The sequence below is a fragment of the Pseudomonas shahriarae genome (genome assembly GCF_014268455.2).
In the GTDB taxonomy this organism is placed as follows: Bacteria; Pseudomonadota; Gammaproteobacteria; order Pseudomonadales; family Pseudomonadaceae; genus Aquipseudomonas; species Aquipseudomonas shahriarae.
This window is the reverse complement of sequence record NZ_CP077085.1, coordinates 5,884,881-5,904,096: the sequence shown is the minus strand read 5'-3', so window position 1 is coordinate 5,904,096 and position 19,216 is coordinate 5,884,881. Positions and strand designations below refer to the sequence as shown.

The following is a 19,216-nucleotide window of genomic DNA, read 5'->3' as shown; positions in this document are numbered from 1 at the left end:
CCTAGCATGGCCTTCATCAGTTTGATGAGGTGCCACCATGAACACAGCCCAGCTCAACCCCGGCGCGCCGATGACGGTGCGTGGTATCCAGAAGCGCTTTGGCGCCTTTACTGCCCTGGACCATGTGTCCCTGGACGTCGCCGCCGGTGAACTGGTGTGCCTGCTCGGCCCCTCGGGCTGCGGCAAGACCACCTTGCTGCGCTGCATCGCCGGCCTGGAGCGCCAGGACAGCGGCGAGTTGTACCTGGGTGATCGTGACGTTTCCCTACTGGCACCCCAGGCGCGGGACTACGGCATTCTGTTCCAGTCCTACGCGCTGTTCCCCAACCTCAGCGTCGAGGCCAATATCGGCTACGGCTTGGCCGGCAGCGGGCGCGATGAAGTGCGCAAACGCGTGGCGCAGATGCTGGAACTGGTGGGCCTGACCGGCAGCGAAAAGAAATACCCCGGCCAACTGTCCGGCGGCCAGCAGCAACGGGTCGCCCTGGCCCGTGCCCTGGCGCCGGCCCCGTCGCTGTTGCTGCTGGATGAGCCGATGTCGGCCCTCGATGCCCGGGTGCGCGAGCACCTGTGCACCGAGTTGCGCCAGCTGCAACGCCGCCTGGGCATCACCACCCTGATGGTCACCCACAACCAAGACGAGGCCATGCTGATGGCCGACCGTATCGCCGTGATGAACAACGGCAAGGTCGAGCAGTACGCCACCCCTCAAGAGATCTACGACCGCCCGGCCACCCCGTTCGTGGCCGAGTTTGTCGGCCAGGGCAACTGGCTGCCCTTCAGCCGCAACAGCGCCAGCCACGCCCAGGTTGGCGGGATGAATGTGCGCCTGGCCGAAGACAGCGGCAAGGCCGCGTCGGGCCGCCTGTTCTGCAGGCCGGAAGCGATCAGCGTCAACCCGCCCGTACACGAAGAAAACCTGTTCCCGGCCAAGGTCCGCGAGATCACCTTCCTCGGCAACCGTTGCCGCATGAGCTTTGAACTGGACCAGTTGCCCGGCCATCCGCTGCTGGCCGAACTGGCGCCGGAAGCCATGCCACGCCTGGGCGCCCAGGATATCTGGGTGGCGCTGCCGCCGCGCAGCCTGCAGGTGTTTGCCTGAGATGGCCACTGATATGACCCTGCCAGTACCCGGCCGTGTGGCGCGTCAGGCTTCCCGTGCGCAAATCGGCGACCGTATCTTCGTACTGGGCGGCAAGCTACTGCTGCTGTGCCTGTTGGGCCTCGCCGTACTGCTGCCGTTGCTGGCGATCTTCTGGCGCGGTTTCAGCGCCGAAGACGGCCAGGGCGGCGGCCTGGTGGCGGCGCGTGAGCTGCTGACCAGCGCCAACTTCCACTGGCTGCTGGGCAACAGCCTGAAGGTTTCCCTGAGCGTCGCGATCATTGTCGTACCCCTGGCCTACCTGTTTGCCTACGCCTTGCAACGCACGCTGATCCCCGGCAAGACCCTCTGGCGCGGCCTGTCGTTGCTGCCGCTGATGGCGCCGTCGATGCTGCCGGGCATCGCCCTGGTGTACCTGTTCGGCAACCAGGGCATGTTGCGCGGCCTGCTGTCCGACAACATCTACGGCTTCTGGGGGATTGTCCTCGGTGAAGTGATCTACACCTTTCCCCATGCGCTGATGATCCTGCTGTCGGCGCTGTCCCTGGCGGATGCGCGGTTGTTCGATGCCGCCTCGAGCATGGGCGCCAGCCCGGCCCGGGCGTTTCGCAGCATCACCTGGCCGGCGACGCGCCAGGCCGTGTTCGCCGCGTTCTGCCTGGTGTTCACCCTGACCATCACGGACTTCGGCGTACCGGTGGTGGTGGGTGGTGACTATCAAGTGCTGGCGCTGGAGGCCTACAAGGCCGTGGTTGGCCAACAGCAGTTCGGTCGCGGCGCCTTGATCGGCATGGTGCTGCTGCTGCCGGCGTTGCTCAGTTTCGCGGTGGATACCTGGCTGCGCCGGCGCCACGGCGACTCCATGAGCGGCCGCGCCCAGGTGTTCCAGCCGGCGCCATCGCGTCTGCGTGATGGCTGCTACCTGGCGATTGTGCTGCTGATCTGCGCGGTGCTGCTGTTGGTGTTCGGCATGGCGGTGTACTCGTCGCTGGTGAAGTTCTGGCCGTACAACCTGTCGCTGTCGCTCAACCACTACCAGTTCAACGACACCGCTGGCGGCGGCTGGCTGGCCTATCGCAACAGCCTGACCATGGCGATCTGCACCGCACTGATTGGCAGCGTGCTGATCTTCACCGGCGCTTACCTGATGGAAAAGACCAAGGGGCAAAAGGGCTTGAACCTGGCGCTGCGCATGCTCAGCTTTGTGCCGATGGCGGTGCCTGGCCTGGTGCTGGGCCTGGGCTACGTGTTCTTTTTCAACCTCAACGGCAACCCGCTGCATGTGCTCTACGGGACCATGACGCTGCTGGTGGTGTGCACCATTGCTCACTATTTGACCACCGCGCAAATGACCGCCACCACCGCCCTGCGCCAACTCGACGCCGAGTTCGAAGCCGCCGCGCTGTCGCTCAAGGCGCCGCTGTACCGCCACTTTTTGCGGGTCACCGTGCCGATCTGCCTGCCGGCGCTGTTGGACATCCTGCGCTACCTGTTTGTCTCGGCGATGACCACCGTATCGGCCGCGATCTTTCTCTACAGCCCCGACACCATCCTTGCGGCGGTGGCGGTGCTGAACATGGACGACGCCGGCAACGTGGGCGGCGCGGCGGCCATGTCGACCTTGATTCTGTTCACTTCAGCCGGCGTCTCGCTGCTGCTGGCGTGGGCCTCACGCGGCTTGTTGCGCCGCTCCCAGGCCTGGCGCCAAACCGCGCCCGGTCAATAACTCTGCCCCACACAAGGAAACGCACCATGTTCAAGCCCCTGGCCCTCGCCGCTGCTGTGCTCACCGCGTTCAGCCTGAATGCCTTTGCTGCCAAGACCGAGTTGACCGTGTACACGGCCCTTGAAGCCGAGCAGTTGAAGACCTACAAGAAAGCCTTCGAAGCGGCCAACCCGGACGTCGAGATCAAGTGGGTGCGCGACTCCACCGGCATCATCACCGCCAAGCTGCTGGCAGAAAAAGCCCGCCCACAAGCCGATGCAGTGTGGGGCCTGGCGGCCTCCAGCCTGGCGATCCTCGATCAGCAAGGCATGCTGCAAAGCTACGCGCCGAAAGATCTGGACAAAATTGGCAAGAACTACCGCGACGCCGCCAACCCACCGGCCTGGGTCGGCATGGACGTGTGGGCTGCGACCATTTGCTTCAACACTGTCGAAGCCGAGAAACAGGGCCTGAGCAAACCGATCAGCTGGCAAGACCTGACCAAGCCTGAGTACAAGGGCAAGATCGTCATGCCTAACCCGGCGTCGTCCGGCACCGGTTTTCTCGACGTCAGCGCCTGGTTGCAGACCTTCGGCGAGAAGCAGGGCTGGCAGTACATGGATGACCTGCACCAGAACATCGGCCAGTACGTGCACTCCGGTTCCAAGCCGTGCAAGTTGGCGGCTTCCGGTGAGTTCCCAATCGGCATTTCCTTCGAATACCCAGCGGTGCAGCTCAAGCGCCAGGGCGCGCCGCTGGATATCGTATTGCCCAAGGAAGGCCTGGGCTGGGACATCGAAGCCACTGCGGTGATCAAGGGCACGGCCCACCCGGAAGCGGCACAGAAGCTCGCCGATTTCTCTGCAAGCCCCGCAGCGATGGAGCTGTACAAGGAAAACTTCGCCGTGCTGGCCCAGCCGGGCATTGCCAAGCCGCAGACAGAATTGCCGGCGGACTATGAGCAGCGCCTGATCAAGAATGACTTTGCCTGGGCCTCGAAAAACCGCGATAACATCCTGGCTGAATGGCGTAAGCGCTATGACGGCAAGTCGGAGAAAGTGGCAGGTCAATAATATTCGTTGGGGCTGATGGCCTCGTCGCCGGCAAGCCAGCTCCCACATTTGAAGGTGTTCACAATTCACCCTGTGGGAGCTGGCTTGCCGGCGATGAGGCCTCAAATTCAGGACATCACTTAATGACACACCACAGCGATCTGCTGATCATCGGCGCCGGCATCCTCGGCCTGTCCCATGCCTACGCCGCCGCCAAACGCGGCCTCAAGGTCACGGTGTTCGAGCGCACGGCCACGCCCCTGGGCGCCTCGGTGCGCAACTTCGGCCAGGCCTTGGTCACCGGCCAACCGCCGGGGCAGATGCTCGACCTGGCCCGGCAAAGCCGCGAGATCTGGGGCCAGTGGGCGCAACAGGCGAACCTGCAACTCAAGCGCAATGGCTCTTACCTGTTTGCCCGCACCGAAGCCGAAGAGCACCTGCTGGAGGCTTTTTGCGCCGGGCGCGCCAAGGCGCATGGCTACCGCGTCAACCTGTTGCAAGGCGCAGCGCTGAACGACTTGTATGGCGGCCAGTTCCGCCATCACCGCGCCGCGCTGCACGGCCTGGACGATCAGCAACTGTATTCCCGTGAGGCGCTGCCGGCACTGATCGAGTACCTGCGCTGCGACCTCAAGGTGGAGTTCCACTTCTCCACCCTGGTACGTGACATCGAACCGGGCCAGGTGCACAGCACCGCCGGCAGCTTTCGTGGCAAGCAGATCATCGTGTGCTCCGGCCACGACTACCAAACCCTGCTGGCCGAACAGATCGCCGCACTCCAGCCGCAAATCTGCCAACTGCAAATGCTGCGCGCCCGGCCCAAGGAGGAGCTGAACCTGCAACACGCGCTGCTGACCGGCCTGAGCTGCGTGCACTACGGCGCCTTTGCCGACTTGCCGGAAGCGGCGCCGGTGCAGGCGCAGATCCTGCGTGACACACCGCACCTGCATGAACATGGCATCCACCTGCTGATCAGCCCGACGCCCCATGGCGAGTTGATCATCGGGGATTCCCACCATTACGGCAGTGATCCTTCGCCATTCAACGCCGAACAGGTGGACAACTGGATGATCGAACTGGCCGAGCAGACCCTGGGCTGTCAGATTCAGGTCGTCGAGCGCTGGCAAGGCGTTTATGGCTCCCGTGGGCCGGGGCCGTTTTCGTTCCTGCGCGCCGCCGAGGGGGTCAGCGTGGCGTTGATGCACACCGGCGTGGGCATGAGCGTGGGGCCGGCGCTGGCCGAGCGCAATATCACTGAACTGTGGGGGCAGGCGTGATGAACGCTGAACAGGTGGTCGCTGAAGTCTTTGGCCTGTACGAGCAGCATGGCGCTGCCGATTACATTGGCGAGCCGGTGTCGCAGATCGAGCATATGTCCCAGGCCGCGCAACTGGCCATGGCTGAAGGCTTTGACGATGAAGTGGTGCTGGCGGCGTTCTTCCACGATATCGGGCACATCTGCGGCCAGGGTGGGGAGAATATGGGTGGCTACGGCGTGGTCAGCCACGAACGCCTGGGTGCCGATTACTTGCGGCGTGCCGGGTTCAGCGAGCGCCTGGCGAAACTGGTGGAGTATCACGTGCAGGCCAAGCGTTACCTGACCTTCAGCCAGCCGGACTACTATGCGCGCTTGAGCGAGGCCAGCCGCCGCACCCTGGGTTACCAGGGCGGGGTGATGACGGCCGACGAGGCCCGTGTGTTTGAGCAGGACCCGCTGTGTGCGGTGAGCCTGCGCATGCGCCACTGGGATGAGCAGGCCAAGGCAATGCACGTGCCGGTGCTCGACCTTGAGGTGTTGAAGGCCAAGGCCCGGCACCTGCTGGCGGCTTAAGCCTCGTCCAGGCGCTGGGCCAGGGCTTCGATCTGTTCCTGGCGCTCGGCCTGGCTCAACCGTGCATGGGGGTTGAGCGATGACCATTGCGGATGGGCACGCGCCTTGTGCAGGGCCTCAGGCAGTTTGCCTTCGCGCCAGCTCTTGTCCTGCGGGGTGTCGACCTTGATGCTGTGCATCGCGGCATGCCCCCGCAGGTTCAGGGCCTTGAGCAACTGGCGCTGGCGCAGGGCCAGCAGGCGCAACACGCTGTCATCCACGGTCAGCTCGCGCTGGCCCTTGATCTTGCCCAGCAAACGGCTGCCGTAGCTGCGCGCAGTTTGCAGGGCGCCCCCGGCAATCGCCCCGGCCAGGGCGGCGGCGCCCAGGGTCAGGCCGCCGACCAGCAAGTCCACACCGGCACCGGCCGCAGCTCCCGCGGCAATCCCGCCGCCGACCCGCACCCCCAGTTGCTTGAGGGTTTCGGGGTTGAACAAATCATCGCCCCAACGTCCGTCCAGCAGCGGCAAGTCGCTGGCAGCGGCGTCTTGCGCACGGAAGCCGTAGAGTTTGAGCAGGGCCTCGACGCAACGTTGTTCGCGCTGGCGCACGGCCTTGCGCAGATCGCTGACGGCCTGCTGTTCATCCTCGATGACCACGCTGCGCCGGCACGCGGCGCAGTCGATCAGCAGCTCGGCGATCAGGCGTGCGGCGCTTTGCTGGCGCGCCTGGCGTTGGGCCTCCTGGTCGAGAATCAGCCGCTCCAACTGTGGCCGTGAGCTTTCCAGCAACAGGGCCAGGCTTTCATACAGCCGCCGCTCGCCATCTTCTGGGGGCGCCACGCTGTCAAAGCGCACCAACGCATGCAGGCCCAGGCGGGCCAGGGCTTCGCGCCAGTCCGGCTCGCGGTGTTCGGCGCTGCTGACAAAGTTGAGCACCGGCAGCAGCGGTTTGCCGCAACTGGCCAGCACTTGCAGCTCGTCGCGGTACTTGGCCAGCACCGGTTCCCGGGCGTCGATCACGTACAGGCCGGCGTCGGACGCCAATAACTGGCGCAGCACCTTGGCCTCCTGCTCAAAGCGCTGGCGGGCTTCGCTGCCTTCGAGGAAGCGCGCCAGGCGGGCCGGGCCATCCAGGCGTTCGCCGGGGCGGTCGAGGCGCTCCAGGTAATCGAGCAGGGCGATGGCATCTTCCAGGCCCGGCGTGTCGTACAGCTCCAGCAAGGCTTCACCGTCCACCGACAGGCGTGCGCCTTCGACATGCCGGGTGGTGCTGGGGCGGTGGGACACTTCGCCAAAGCCCACGTCCCGGGTCAGGGTGCGCAGCAGCGAGGTCTTGCCGACGTTGGTGTGGCCGACCACGGCCAGTTTCAGGGGTTTAGTCATGGCCCGTCTCCAGCCAGGTGAGCGGCGCGCAGTCGGCGAAGGGGAGGTCCAGTTGCTGCAAGGCCGTGTGCCAATCGCCAAGGCGCTCGGCATCCAGCGCCTGGCCCGGTGGCGCTTGCAACAGCCAGACCCGGGTGGCGCTGGCGCTGCGGGCCAGCTCGCCAATCAGCGCGAGGCTGCCGCGATCCGGCGAGCGGCGCGGGTCGCAGGCGATCACCAGGCGTGCGGGTGGGAAGCGGGTCAGTTGCTCCAGTAGTTTGTGGCGAGACTCACGGCTGTCGAGGATGCCGGCGTCCTTGACCATGGCCGGAAGTTTGGGCGGCCAGGGGTGCTGGTCGTCGAGTTCGATGGCCACCAGCAGGGCGCCATCGCTGTGCAGTTCGCTGGCACCGCCGCTGACGTGGTGCAACTGCTCAGGCGCGGCATCGCTGACGCCAAGGCGTTCGCTGCTGGGCATCAAGGCATCGCGCAAGTGGCTGTAGCCGGGCAGGTTGAGGTCCAGGCCCAAGGCCGCGCGCCCGCGTTTCCAGCGCCATAGGCACAACAGGGCGAGAATCAACCGGGGCAGCAGGCCATAGACCAGCAACACCCCCACCAGCCACGCAGCCCAGGCCTGGCGGGCGCTTTCGATAGTCAGCGCCGAATCGCCGCTGGTGCGAATCATCTCCACGCTGGGCACGCTGAAGCCGAGCAGTGCGGGCAGGCTGCCCAGGGCCTGGGTCACGCTGACAAAGGTGTCGGCCCCGAGAATGGTGGTTTCCCAGACAAACCCGTAGCGCCGGGTGGCCATCAAGGTCAGCAGGATCACCAGCGTGCTGCACAGCGCCAGCAGCCACAGGCCATTGACCAGCACGCCGACCGCCCAGCGGTTGAGCTTCTGGCGTTGCAGCAGCAACAACAGCGCCGGCGCCAGTTGTGCGGCCTTGGCATCGCGGGCAAGTTTTTCGCTGAGCCACAACCACAGACGGCCGAGGCTGGCGCTGTGTTCGCCGGCAAACAACAGGCCCAGGGCCCAGCTCAGCAGCAGGATCAGGTTCAAGCCCAGCAGGCTGCCCAGGGCCCAGAACACATTGACCGGGGCCTGGCCGTTGCCCAGGGCGGCGAAGGCCAGGCCGGCGCCGCTGACGATGGCCAGCACCATCAGCACCATCAGCGCCAGGCGTGCGCCTTGCAGCCAGTGGAGCAGGGCGGCGCGCAGGCCGTCACGTTCGGCCAGCCACAGTGCGCGGTTTTGAATGCGCGTCGGCAGATCGCCGCCGTGGCTGCGGGCCAGGCGATTGGCTTCCTGGTCTTCCAGGGGGCCAGCGTGTTCTTCACGCAGGCGCACGGTTTCCGTCAGCCAGAGTGTTTGCAGAGGTGTAAGTGCAGTCACGCGCCATCCTGTTGTGTCAGTGAGCCTGGAGCATAACCGCTGGCCCGCGCCTCTGGTATTCTCGTCGCCATGAAAAAAACTCTCCCTTTAAGCCTGATCGCAGCCCTCGGTGAAAACCGCGTGATCGGCGTCGACAACAGCATGCCCTGGCATTTGCCGGGGGATTTCAAATATTTCAAGGCCACCACCCTGGGCAAGCCGATCATCATGGGGCGCAAGACCTGGGATTCCCTGGGTCGACCGTTGCCGGGTCGCTTGAACATTGTGGTCAGCCGTCAGACCGATTTGGTGCTCGAAGGTGCGGAAGTTTTTCCGTCCCTCGATGCAGCCGTGGCGCGGGCCGAGGCCTGGGCGTTGGAGCAGGGCGTGGATGAGCTGATGCTGATCGGCGGCGCGCAGCTGTATACGCAGGGGCTGGAGCAGGCGGATCGCCTGTATTTGACGCGGGTGGAGTTGAGCCCGCAAGGGGATGCGTGGTTTCCGCAGTTTGATACCCGCCAATGGAAGCTGGTGTCGAATGTGCAGAATCCGGCTGAAGGTGACAAGCCGGCCTATAACTTCGAAGTTTGGGAAAAAGCCTAAAAGCATCGCGGGCAAGCCCACTCCCACAGTTGACCGATTTTTACTGAAGAAACCGGTTCAACTGTGGGAGTGGGCTTGCCCGCGATAGCGGTCTATCAGGCCTGCGCCAACTCAGCATGCTCATCGGCATTGAGCAGCTCTTTATCCGTCTGCTGCATGATCTGGCTGGTAATCGCCCCCGCCGTCATCGAACCATTCACGTTCAACGCCGTACGGCCCATGTCGATCAGCGGCTCCACGGAAATCAGCAGCGCCACCAACGCCACCGGCAAGCCCATGGCCGGCAGCACGATCAGCGCGGCAAACGTCGCACCGCCGCCCACGCCCGCTACACCGGCCGAGCTCAGGGTCACAATCGCCACCAGGGTGGCGATCCACAGCGGGTCCAGGGGGTTGATGCCCACAGTCGGCGCCACCATCACGGCCAGCATCGCCGGGTACAGGCCGGCACAGCCGTTCTGGCCAATCGTCGCACCGAACGAGGCGGCGAAGCTGGCGATGGACTGCGGGATGCCCAGGCGGCGGGTCTGCGCTTCGATGCTCAGCGGGATGCTCGCCGCGCTGGAGCGGCTGGTGAAGGCAAAGGTCAGCACCGGCCATACCTTGCGGAAGAAGCGCAGCGGGTTGATCCCGGCCAGGGACAGCAGCAGGCCGTGGACCACGAACATCAGCCCCAGCGCCAGGTAGGACACCAGCACGAAACTGCCGAGCTTGATGATGTCTTGCAGGTTGGAACTGGCGACCACTTTGGTCATCAGCGCCAGTACGCCGTAAGGGGTCAGCTTCATCACCAGGCGCACCAGGCGCATCACCCAGGCTTGCAGGGTGTCGATGGCGTTGACCACTTTCTGACCTTTTTCCACGTCGTCCTTGAGCAGTTGCAGCGCGGCAACCCCCAGGAACGCGGCGAAGATCACCACACTGATAATCGACGTCGGCTTGGCCCGGGCCAGGTCGGCGAACGGGTTTTGCGGGATAAACGACAGCAGCAACTGCGGGATATTCAGGTCGGCGACCTTGCCTGCGTAGTCACTCTGGATCACCTGCAGGCGCGCCAACTCCTGGGTGCCGGCCACCAGGCCTTCGGCGGTGAGGCCGAACAGGTTGGTCAGGCCGATACCGATCAGCGCCGCAATGGCGGTGGTGAACAGCAGCGTGCCAATGGTCAGGAAGCTGATCTTGCCCAGGGACGCGGCGTTATGCAGGCGGGCCACGGCGCTGAGGATCGAGGCGAACACCAGCGGGATCACGATCATCTGCAACAGTTGCACATAACCATTGCCCACCAGGTCGAACCAACTGATCGAGGCCTTGAGTACCGGGTGACCAGCACCATAAATGGTGTGCAGGATCACACCAAAAACCACCCCGAGCACCAGTGCCAGCAGGACCTTCTTGGCCAGGCTCCAGTGGCTGTGACGGGTTTGGGCCAGGCCTAGCAGTAACGCCAGGAACACCAGCAAATTGAGAATCAGCGGCAGATTCATTGAAGCTCCAATTAAATGGCTGCCAGTCGCCTGAGCGTGCGACTGCGAACCGGAAAGCCTAACAGCTTGAAATATATTGATTTAATACCTTTATGGAATGACTACTGTCGTTTTTGGAATAAGGCTTTGGCGCCCAGACGTATGCCGGTGGCGGTATCAGGACGCAGACGGTCGTGCTGGTGCCGGGAACGGTCATAAGGATTTGTTAGCGTTTATGCCTTTCACTCAGGGAGAAAACGCACATGAAGCTCGCGCCGAGACTGTTTGCCGCCGCGCTATGCCTGGGGCTTGTCAGCCAGGTCATGGCCGCCACCGAGTTGAAACACTGGCCGGCACCCGCCGCCAAGCAACTCAACGAAATGATTGCCGCCAACGCCAACAAGGGCAATTACGCGGTGTTCGACATGGACAACACCAGCTACCGCTTCGACCTCGAAGAGTCACTGTTGCCGTACATGGAAAACAAGGGCCTGATCACCCGCGACAGTCTCGATCCGTCGCTCAAACTTATGCCGTTCAAAGACACTGCTGACCATAAGGAAAGTCTGTTCAGTTACTACTATCGCCTGTGCGAAGTGGACGACATGGTCTGCTACCCGTGGGTCGCCCAGGTGTTTTCAGGCTTTACCCTCAAGGAACTCAAGGGCTACGTCGATGAGCTGATGGCCTCCGGTAAACCGGTGCCGGTCACCTACTTCGAAGGCGACGTGGTGAAGAACATGGAGGTGCAGCCGCCGAAAATCTTCACCGGCCAGACCGAGCTGTACAACAAGCTGATGGAAAACGGCATCGACGTGTACGTGATGACCGCTGCCTCTGAAGAGCTGGTGCGCATGGTCGCCTCGGATCCGAAGTACGGCTACAACGTCAAGCCGCAGAACGTCATTGGCGTCAGCCTGTTGCTCAAGGACCGCAAGACTGGCGAGCTGACCACCGCCCGCAAGCAGATCAGCGCCGGCAAATACGACGAAAAGGCCAACCTCGGCCTGGAACTGACCCCCTACCTGTGGACCCCGGCAACCTGGATGGCCGGCAAGCATGCGGCGATCCTCACCTACATCGACGAGTGGAAAAAACCGGTGCTGGTCGGCGGCGACACCCCCACTAGCGACGGCTACATGCTGTTTCACGATGTGGACGTGGCCAAGGGTGGCATCCACTTGTGGATCAACCGCAAGGACAAGTACATGACCCAGATTAACGGCATGATGGCCAAGCATGCGGCGGCCCAGGCCAAGGAAGGGTTACCGGTGACGGCGGATAAGAACTGGGTGATCGTCAAGCCGGAGGCGATTCAATAAGGCCCCGCCACAGAGTTGCCAGGCTTTACCGTTGGGTGTAGAAAGGACCATCACGCTTTAATGCATTGTATGCGGTGCATTTGAGTGATTTTTCATGTTTTGCATTGTATAGGATGCAATTTAGCGTGGATGAATTAGGTCTTTTAATCAAACAATTGCGTAAAGCCGCTGGCCTCTCACAGACCCAGCTTGCGCAACGGCACGGGATGAGTCGTGCAACCATCTCTGGGATCGAGAACAACAGCATCCCGGAAGTGGGGATTCGCAAGGTTGCCGCGATCCTTGAGGGCTTGGGATACGAATTGACCGCGACTCCCAGGCGTCGGCGCATGACGCTCGATGAGCTGAAATCAGGACGCATCCATGACCAGGCACAATGACCGACTGTCCATCGGCACTGGTGGTGTGGTGGCAGGAACACTCGGCCGGAGCGAAGAAAACAGGCACGATTCGGTTTTCTCGTATAACGATGCGGTGGCCGAAGAGAATGCCGTCTCCTTGACGATGCCGGTGCGCCTGGAGAGTTACAACTGGGAGTACGGCATCCATCCGCTGTTCGAGATGCACCTTCCCGAGGGGTATCTCAAAGACGAGCTCGTGCGGCGTTTCAGCAAGTCAGTACGCGGCTTCGACGACCTGGCATTGCTGGGTATCGTTGGGCCACACCAGCTTGGCCGAATCAGCATTGTCCACGCTGGCGGTGAGGCATCGCTGCCGCAGATCAACCTGTCTGAACTGTTGGTCCATGACGGGGCAAACGATCTCTTCAGTGACCTATTGCGAACCTACGCCGCCTACTCCGGGGTTTCGGGCGTTCAGCCGAAAGTGCTGGTGCGCGATATTGACGAGATGGCGCCTGATATGGCGCGGTTTACCCACCGGGGTGTCACGCACCTGGTGAAGGCGTTCAATGAACAAGACTTCCCTCAGTTGGCGGCCAACGAGTTTTTTTGCATGCGGGCGGCATTGCACTGCGGCCTTGAAGTGCCGGTTTTTCAACTGAGCAAAAACGCGAAATTCCTTGTTGTGCAACGGTTCGACGTCAGTGATGGCGCCTACCTCGGGTTTGAGGATATGTGCGTTCTGTCAGGGTTGGCGACGCGCAGGAAGTACGACGGGACTTACCAGGGATGCGCCAGGCTGATCAAGTCTTATGTCACGCCAAGCCGGGTAACCAAGGCGCTGGAAGATTTTTTCATGATGGTGGCGCTCTCTGCCGGTATCCAGAATGGTGACGGGCACCTGAAAAACTTCGGTGTGCTTTATGAGAACTGTGCCGAAGAGGCTGACATCTGGCTCGCGCCGGCCTACGACCTGGTGACCACCACGGTCTACCAGGGCAGCGACATCATGGCCCTCTTGCTGGACGGTTCTAAGGCCTGGCCCAAACGCAAGATGCTGGTCCAGTTCGGTCGCCGTTCGTGCAATCTGACAGAGGCGCGCTGCAATGAGTTGCTCGCCAGGGTGCAGGATGGCATGAGCCGCGCAATGACGGAGCTTTTGGCCTATCGAAGTACTCATCCCGCGTTTGAAGGGGTGGCAGACAAGATGGTTGCTGCATGGTCGGCAGGTTTGGCCAGGAGTATCGCCCCGGGGTAATTTGCGCGATTTCTTCGGCGCAAAAAAATGCCCCGCACTTGGCGGGGCATTTTTATGGGCGGGGCTTACAGGCCGTCGAGCATGGCCTTGTTACGCACTGCACCCTTGTCGGCACTGGTGGCCAGCAGGGCGTAAGCCTTCAGGGCGGTGGTGACTTTGCGCGGACGCTTCTCCACCGGCTTCCAGCCTTTCTTGTCCTGCTCGACCCGGCGTGCCGCCAGTTCTTCATCGCTGATCAACAGGTTGATCGAGCGGTTCGGAATGTCGATCAGCACCTTGTCGCCATCCTGCACCAGGCCAATCGCGCCACCGGCAGCGGCTTCTGGCGAAGCGTGGCCGATGGACAGGCCCGAAGTACCGCCGGAGAAGCGCCCGTCGGTCAGCAGCGCACAGGCTTTGCCCAGGCCCTTGGACTTCAGGTACGAGGTCGGGTAGAGCATTTCCTGCATACCCGGGCCGCCTTTCGGGCCTTCGTAGCGGATGATTACGATGTCGCCTTCTTTCACTTCGTCGGCGAGGATGCCGCGTACCGAGCTGTCCTGACTTTCGTAGATCTTGGCGCGACCTTCGAACACATGGATCGACTCATCCACGCCAGCGGTCTTCACCACGCAGCCGTCGAGGGCGATGTTGCCGTACAGCACAGCCAGGCCGCCTTCTTTGGAGTAGGCGTGTTCGACACTGCGGATGCAGCCATTTTCACGGTCGTCGTCCAGGGTGTCCCAACGGGTCGACTGGCTGAAAGCAGTTTGCGTCGGGATGCCAGCCGGGCCTGCCTTGAAGAAGGTGTGCACGGCTTCGTCGTCAGTCAGGGTGATGTCCCACTTGGCGATGCCCTCGGCCAGGGATTTGCTGTGCACGGTCGGCAGGTCGGTGTGCAACAGGCCGCCACGGGCCAGGGAGCCTAAGATCGAGAAGATCCCGCCGGCGCGGTGCACGTCTTCCATGTGGTACTTCTGGATGTTCGGCGCGACCTTGCACAACTGCGGCACGTGGCGGGACAGGCGGTCGATGTCGCGCAGGTCGAAGTCGATCTCGGCTTCTTGCGCTGCGGCCAGCAAGTGCAGGATGGTGTTGGTGGAACCGCCCATGGCGATATCCAGGGTCATGGCGTTTTCGAACGCCTTGAAGTTGGCGATATTGCGCGGCAATACCGACTCATCGTTCTCGGTGTAGTAACGCTTGCACAGCTCGACGATGGTACGGCCGGCCTGCAAGAACAACTGCTCGCGGTCGCTGTGGGTGGCCAGGGTCGAACCGTTGCCCGGCAAGGCCAGGCCCAGGGCTTCCACCAGGCAGTTCATCGAGTTGGCGGTGAACATGCCGGAGCACGAACCGCAGGTCGGGCAGGCGCTGCGCTCGTATTCCGCGACCTTCTCGTCAGAAGCGCTGGAATCGGCGGCGATGACCATGGCGTCAACCAGGTCCAGGCCGTGGGAGGCGAGCTTGGTCTTGCCGGCTTCCATCGGGCCGCCAGAGACGAAAATCACCGGGATGTTCAGGCGCAGGGCGGCCATCAGCATGCCAGGGGTGATCTTGTCGCAGTTGGAGATGCAGACGATGGCGTCGGCGCAGTGGGCGTTGACCATGTATTCCACGGAGTCGGCGATGATCTCGCGGCTCGGCAGGGAATACAGCATGCCGTCATGGCCCATGGCGATGCCGTCATCCACGGCGATGGTGTTGAATTCTTTTGCTACGCCGCCAGCACGTTCGATCTCGCGGGCGACCAGTTGGCCCAGGTCCTTGAGGTGGACGTGGCCCGGTACGAATTGGGTGAACGAGTTGGCAATCGCGATGATCGGCTTCTTGAAGTCGTCATCTTTCATCCCCGTGGCACGCCACAGTGCGCGGGCGCCGGCCATGTTGCGGCCATGGGTGGATGTTTTCGAGCGGTAATCTGGCATTGGAGCACTCCGGGCGGCTAATCAAGTACTAAAGGGGAGTGAGCTTCTAATTGACGACTGGAACACCCGAAAAATGGCCGTGTGTCCGGAAGTTGCCACTCGCGTCGCGGGATCGCCGCTTGCTTGGGCCTCGAGCTCATAAACCCGCCGGGGGATGACTGGCGATGAATAGGGTCGATTCTACACCGCTGGCGTCGGGAGGGAATGGCGAGAAGCATGTCCCGGGGCTTTATCGCCCGACCCTCGTATTTGTCAGCCAGCCCCAGAGGCTGAAGGCGATGAAGCTTGCGGCAATGGTCATCAGCAAATGCGTTCCGGTTTGCGCAAGGGCGGCGCTGCTGATCGCGGCCGTGAGGAACATGATGCTGTTGCCCGCCGAGGCGGCCGTGCCCGCGCTGCTTGAGAACAACAGCATCGCCGCCGAAATCGCCGCCGGGCGCACCAGGGTCACGGCCAGGGCGCTGATCAGCATCGGGATCAGCAGGGTTATGGTGGTGATGGCGTCAAGGCTGACGATCAGCATCAGTAGCACACCGGCCACCAGCAGTAACCCCAGGCCGATATTGATTTGCCGGGACAGCGAGATGCGTTTTTGCAGAAACGAGGCCGCCACGCCGCCCAGCAGATAGGCCACGCCGTAGACCATCAGCACCAGGGCGTACTGGTATTCGGAGAGTTTCAGCCCATCCATGAACATCAGGGGGGTGACACTGATCAAGGCGAAGTAGCAGGCGAACACCAGTGCGGCGATCCACCAGTAGCGCAGGAAGTCCCGGTTGCCGGCCACGGCTTTCAAGGTGGCGATGATCGACACCGGTGCGCGATGGGGGCTGGCGGACTTGGACGGCAGGATGCACAGCGCATGGATCAACATGGCCAATGCCATCACTGCGAACCCGTAGAAGCTGCCTTGCCAGTCAAAGGTGGTTTGCAGCCAGGAGCCGATCAGCGGCGAAAGGGCGACGAACGAGCCGCTCAGGGTCATGTAATACAGGCGCACGCGAGCCCGGTCCTGCTCCTCGAACAGGTCTTCCACCAGGGCGTGGCCCAGCACGAAGAAGCCACAGCCCATGGCCTGCACGCTGCGAAACAGCAGGAAGGTCAGGTAGTCCGATGCCAGCGTGCAGCCTATCGCCCCGAGGATCGACAGTGTGATGCAGCCAAGCAGGACTTCCTTGCGCCCCCATTTATCCGAGAGTGGGCCGGCGATCAGTTGGGAGACCGAAAAAACCAGGGTAAACAGGCTGATGGACAGCGCGACATTGGCGCTGGGCGTGTCGAACCTGGCGGCGAGGGCCGGAAATGAAGGCAGCAGGATATTGATCGGGAAGAAGCTGATCAGGGCAATGCAGGTGATGAGGATGAAGCGGGAAAGATACTGGCGTTTGGCTGGGCCATCGAGGACGGGCGAGCAGGTGGAGTCAGACATTGTTTTTGTTTTCCGCAGTGAAGCCAGAAACCGATACTAGTCTGCAAAAAGTGGAATTCAATCAAAACCTTTGAAGGAAATTTCCTGGGGAGCGCGCGGCTTGCGACGGTAGGAAAAATCTTTCTGACACTGCACAAAAAAGGTGGGAGCTGGCAAGCCCACTCCCACCTTTGATCTGCATGTTACTTAGCTATTGGGCAACAACCGGCACGTAATGCTCTTGATGTAGCGCGTCTCGGCAATCGCCGGGTGCACCGGGTGGTCCGGGCCCTGGCCACCACGCTCCAGCATCTGGATATTGCGGTCCAGGTGGCGGGCGCTGGTCAGCAGGATGTTTTGCAGGTCGTCTTCCGGCAGGTGCATGGAGCACGAGGCGCTGACCAGGATGCCGTCCTTGCTGAGCAGGCGCATGGCTTGCTCATTGAGGCGGCGGTAAGCGCCTTCGCCGTTTTTCATGTCTTTTTTGCGTTTGATGAAGGCGGGTGGGTCGGCGACGATCACGTCGAAGCGCTCTTCGCTGGCTTTCAATTCTTTCAACGCTTCAAACACGTCGCCTTCGATGCAGGTCATCTTCTCGGCAACGCCGTTCAGCGCGGCGTTGCGCTCTACGCCATCCAGAGCAAAGGCCGAGGCATCGACGCAGAACACTTCACTGGCGCCAAACGCGGCAGCTTGCACGCCCCAGCCGCCGATGTAGCTGTACAGATCGAGAACGCGCTTGCCTTTGGCATACGGGGCCAGGCGTGCACGGTTCATGCGGTGGTCGTAGAACCAACCGGTCTTCTGGCCCTGGATCACCGGGGCTTCGAATTGCACGCCGTTTTCTTCCAGGGCAACCCATTCAGGGACCAGGCCGAACACGGTTTCGACGTAGCGGTTGAGGCCTTCGGCGTCGCGCGCGGCGGAATCGTTCTTGAACAGGATGCCGCTGGGCTTGAGCACTTGGGTCAGCGCGGCGATCACGTCTTCTTTATGGGCTTCCATGGTCGCCGAAGCGATCTGCACCACCAGGATATCGCCGAAACGGTCGACCACCAGGCCCGGCAGCAGGTCGGAGTCGCCGTAGACCAGGCGGTAGAACGGCTTGTCGAACAGGCGGTCGCGCAGGGACAGGGCGACATTCAGGCGGTGCACCAGCAGCGACTTGTCCAGCGGCAACTTGATGTCGCGCGACAGCAGGCGCGCGCAGATCAGGTTGTTCGGGCTCATGGCCACAATGCCCAGGGTCTTGCCGCCGGCCGCTTCGAGGATGGCCTGGTCGCCTGCCTGGAAGCCGTGGAGTGGGGTGGCGGCCACGTCGATTTCGTTGCTGTAGACCCACAGGTGGCCGTTGCGCAAACGACGATCGGCGTTGGCTTTGAGACGCAGGCTTGGCAGGGACATGACGTCGCTCCGGAAAAAAGAGCGGGAGTATACCCTTTGCGCGCCCGTTCATGTGGGAGCTGGCTTGCCTGCGATGCAGACGGCGCGGTGTATCTGACGTACGGCGGCGATGCAATCGCAGGCGAGCCAGCTCCCATATTGGATCGGGGTTCGGTTCGGGTTTTTGAGGTGTCGGTCAGCTTTGCTTAGAGGTTAGAATTCGCGCCTAGTCCAGAGTATGTACCTATGTCCCAAGAGCTTTCCGCCGAACAGATCCAACAGGCCCTGCAAGGCATCAGCGTGCCGCCCCAACCGCAAATCATGGTGGATTTGCAGATGGAGCAGTACATGCCCGATCCGGACCTGGAGGTGATTGCGCGGCTGATCTCCCAGGACCCGGGCCTCTCCGGCTCGTTGCTGAAAATCGTCAACTCGCCGTATTACGGCCTGAGCAACAAAATTGCCTCGATCCAGCGCGCGGTGAACCTGTTGGGCAGCCGCTCGATCGTCAACCTGATCAACGCCCAGTCGATCAAGGGCGAGATGAGCGATGACACCATCGTCACCCTCAACCGGTTCTGGGACACCGCCCAGGACGTGGCGATGACCTGCCTGACCCTGGCCAAGCGCACCGGCTCCCAGGCGGTAGACGAAGCCTATGCCCTGGGGCTGTTCCACGATTGTGGCGTGCCGCTGATGCTCAAGCGTTTCCCGGACTACATGAGCGTGCTGGAAGATTCCTACGCCAAGGCGGGGCCCGATTGTCGGGTGGTCGACACCGAGAACAGCGCGTTCCACACCAACCATGCGGTGGTGGGCTATTACACCGCCAAGTCCTGGCGCCTGCCGGAGCATGTGACCAACGCCATCGCCAACCACCACAATGCCCTGGCGATTTTCAGCGATGAGTCGGCGCGTAACAGCCCGCTGAAAAACCTGCTGGCGATCCTGAAGATGGCCGAGCATATCTGCGCGTCCTATCGGGTACTGGGCAACCAGACGGTGGACCATGAATGGGACAGCATCGGCCACCTGGTGCTGGATTACGTGGGCCTGTCGGACTACGACTTCGAGAACCTGAAGTTGTCGATCCGCGAGTTGGGCGCGCACTAACCTTTCTATC

General features: G+C 62.3%; 16 protein-coding genes. 10 read left to right on the top strand and 6 right to left on the bottom strand.

What is annotated here, in order from left to right:
• Positions 1-37: 37 nt before the first annotated feature.
• From HU773_RS26580 to HU773_RS26560, 5 genes are all read left to right on the top strand, one after another.
• The gene (locus HU773_RS26580; protein WP_057440403.1) at positions 38-1,102 is read left to right on the top strand and encodes a putative 2-aminoethylphosphonate ABC transporter ATP-binding protein; all 1,065 of its coding nucleotides are present in this window, start codon (positions 38-40) and stop codon (positions 1,100-1,102) included.
• Between the two features lies 1 nt (position 1,103).
• The gene (locus tag HU773_RS26575; RefSeq protein WP_057440402.1) at positions 1,104-2,828 is read left to right on the top strand and encodes a putative 2-aminoethylphosphonate ABC transporter permease subunit; all 1,725 of its coding nucleotides are present in this window, start codon (positions 1,104-1,106) and stop codon (positions 2,826-2,828) included.
• A gap of 26 nt (positions 2,829-2,854) precedes the next feature.
• On the top strand, positions 2,855-3,880 hold the full coding sequence (locus tag HU773_RS26570) for a putative 2-aminoethylphosphonate ABC transporter substrate-binding protein (protein ID WP_057440401.1): 1,026 nt from the start codon (positions 2,855-2,857) through the stop codon (positions 3,878-3,880).
• A gap of 122 nt (positions 3,881-4,002) precedes the next feature.
• On the top strand, positions 4,003-5,136 hold the full coding sequence (locus HU773_RS26565) for a TIGR03364 family FAD-dependent oxidoreductase (protein WP_169989455.1): 1,134 nt from the start codon (positions 4,003-4,005) through the stop codon (positions 5,134-5,136).
• Positions 5,136-5,690: a phosphonate degradation HD-domain oxygenase gene (locus HU773_RS26560; protein ID WP_120734300.1), complete on the top strand. Its 555-nt coding sequence runs from the start codon at positions 5,136-5,138 to the stop codon at positions 5,688-5,690. Before HU773_RS26565 ends, HU773_RS26560 begins: the two co-directional genes overlap by 1 nt.
• Here the strand turns inward: HU773_RS26560 and HU773_RS26555 are convergent.
• Positions 5,687-7,054: a DUF3482 domain-containing protein gene (locus HU773_RS26555; RefSeq protein WP_057440398.1), complete on the bottom strand. Its 1,368-nt coding sequence runs from the start codon at positions 7,052-7,054 to the stop codon at positions 5,687-5,689. The genes HU773_RS26560 and HU773_RS26555 overlap by 4 nt on opposite strands.
• Complete coding sequence (locus HU773_RS26550) at positions 7,047-8,426, bottom strand: DUF2868 domain-containing protein (RefSeq protein WP_186624971.1); 1,380 nt, start codon at positions 8,424-8,426, stop codon at positions 7,047-7,049. Before HU773_RS26550 ends, HU773_RS26555 begins: the two co-directional genes overlap by 8 nt.
• A gap of 69 nt (positions 8,427-8,495) precedes the next feature.
• Between HU773_RS26550 and HU773_RS26545 the strand changes: the two genes are divergently transcribed.
• A complete protein-coding gene (locus HU773_RS26545; protein WP_057440396.1) occupies positions 8,496-9,008 on the top strand; it encodes a dihydrofolate reductase in 513 nt (170 codons plus the stop codon).
• 95 nt (positions 9,009-9,103) lie between these two features.
• Here HU773_RS26545 and HU773_RS26540 read toward each other — a convergent pair whose 3' ends face one another.
• A complete protein-coding gene (locus HU773_RS26540; RefSeq protein WP_057960902.1) occupies positions 9,104-10,495 on the bottom strand; it encodes an L-cystine transporter in 1,392 nt (463 codons plus the stop codon).
• 242 nt (positions 10,496-10,737) lie between these two features.
• On the opposite strand from HU773_RS26540, the gene HU773_RS26535 reads away from it, so the two are divergent.
• The 3 genes from HU773_RS26535 (at position 10,738) to HU773_RS26525 (ending at position 13,395) form a co-directional block, all read left to right on the top strand.
• A complete protein-coding gene (locus tag HU773_RS26535; RefSeq protein WP_057960901.1) occupies positions 10,738-11,796 on the top strand; it encodes an HAD family hydrolase in 1,059 nt (352 codons plus the stop codon).
• A 125-nt stretch (positions 11,797-11,921) separates the two neighbouring features.
• Positions 11,922-12,176: a helix-turn-helix domain-containing protein gene (locus HU773_RS26530; protein WP_057960972.1), complete on the top strand. Its 255-nt coding sequence runs from the start codon at positions 11,922-11,924 to the stop codon at positions 12,174-12,176.
• Positions 12,160-13,395 carry a type II toxin-antitoxin system HipA family toxin gene (locus tag HU773_RS26525; protein ID WP_057960900.1) on the top strand — a complete coding sequence of 412 codons (1,236 nt, stop codon included), beginning with the start codon at positions 12,160-12,162 and terminating at the stop codon, positions 13,393-13,395. Before HU773_RS26530 ends, HU773_RS26525 begins: the two co-directional genes overlap by 17 nt.
• 65 nt (positions 13,396-13,460) lie before the next feature.
• On the opposite strand, the gene ilvD is transcribed toward HU773_RS26525, so the two are convergent.
• The 3 genes from ilvD to HU773_RS26510 all read right to left on the bottom strand — a co-directional run bounded on the left by ilvD (position 13,461) and on the right by HU773_RS26510 (position 18,114).
• A complete protein-coding gene (gene ilvD, locus HU773_RS26520; RefSeq protein ID WP_057440393.1) occupies positions 13,461-15,302 on the bottom strand; it encodes a dihydroxy-acid dehydratase in 1,842 nt (613 codons plus the stop codon).
• A gap of 229 nt (positions 15,303-15,531) precedes the next feature.
• A complete protein-coding gene (locus HU773_RS26515; protein ID WP_169989453.1) occupies positions 15,532-16,731 on the bottom strand; it encodes an MFS transporter in 1,200 nt (399 codons plus the stop codon).
• A 186-nt stretch (positions 16,732-16,917) separates the two neighbouring features.
• Complete coding sequence (locus HU773_RS26510; RefSeq protein ID WP_057960898.1) at positions 16,918-18,114, bottom strand: class I SAM-dependent rRNA methyltransferase; 1,197 nt, start codon at positions 18,112-18,114, stop codon at positions 16,918-16,920.
• A 279-nt stretch (positions 18,115-18,393) separates the two neighbouring features.
• Between HU773_RS26510 and HU773_RS26505 the strand changes: the two genes are divergently transcribed.
• Positions 18,394-19,206: an HDOD domain-containing protein gene (locus tag HU773_RS26505; protein WP_169960163.1), complete on the top strand. Its 813-nt coding sequence runs from the start codon at positions 18,394-18,396 to the stop codon at positions 19,204-19,206.
• The last annotated feature ends 10 nt before the right edge of the window (positions 19,207-19,216 follow it).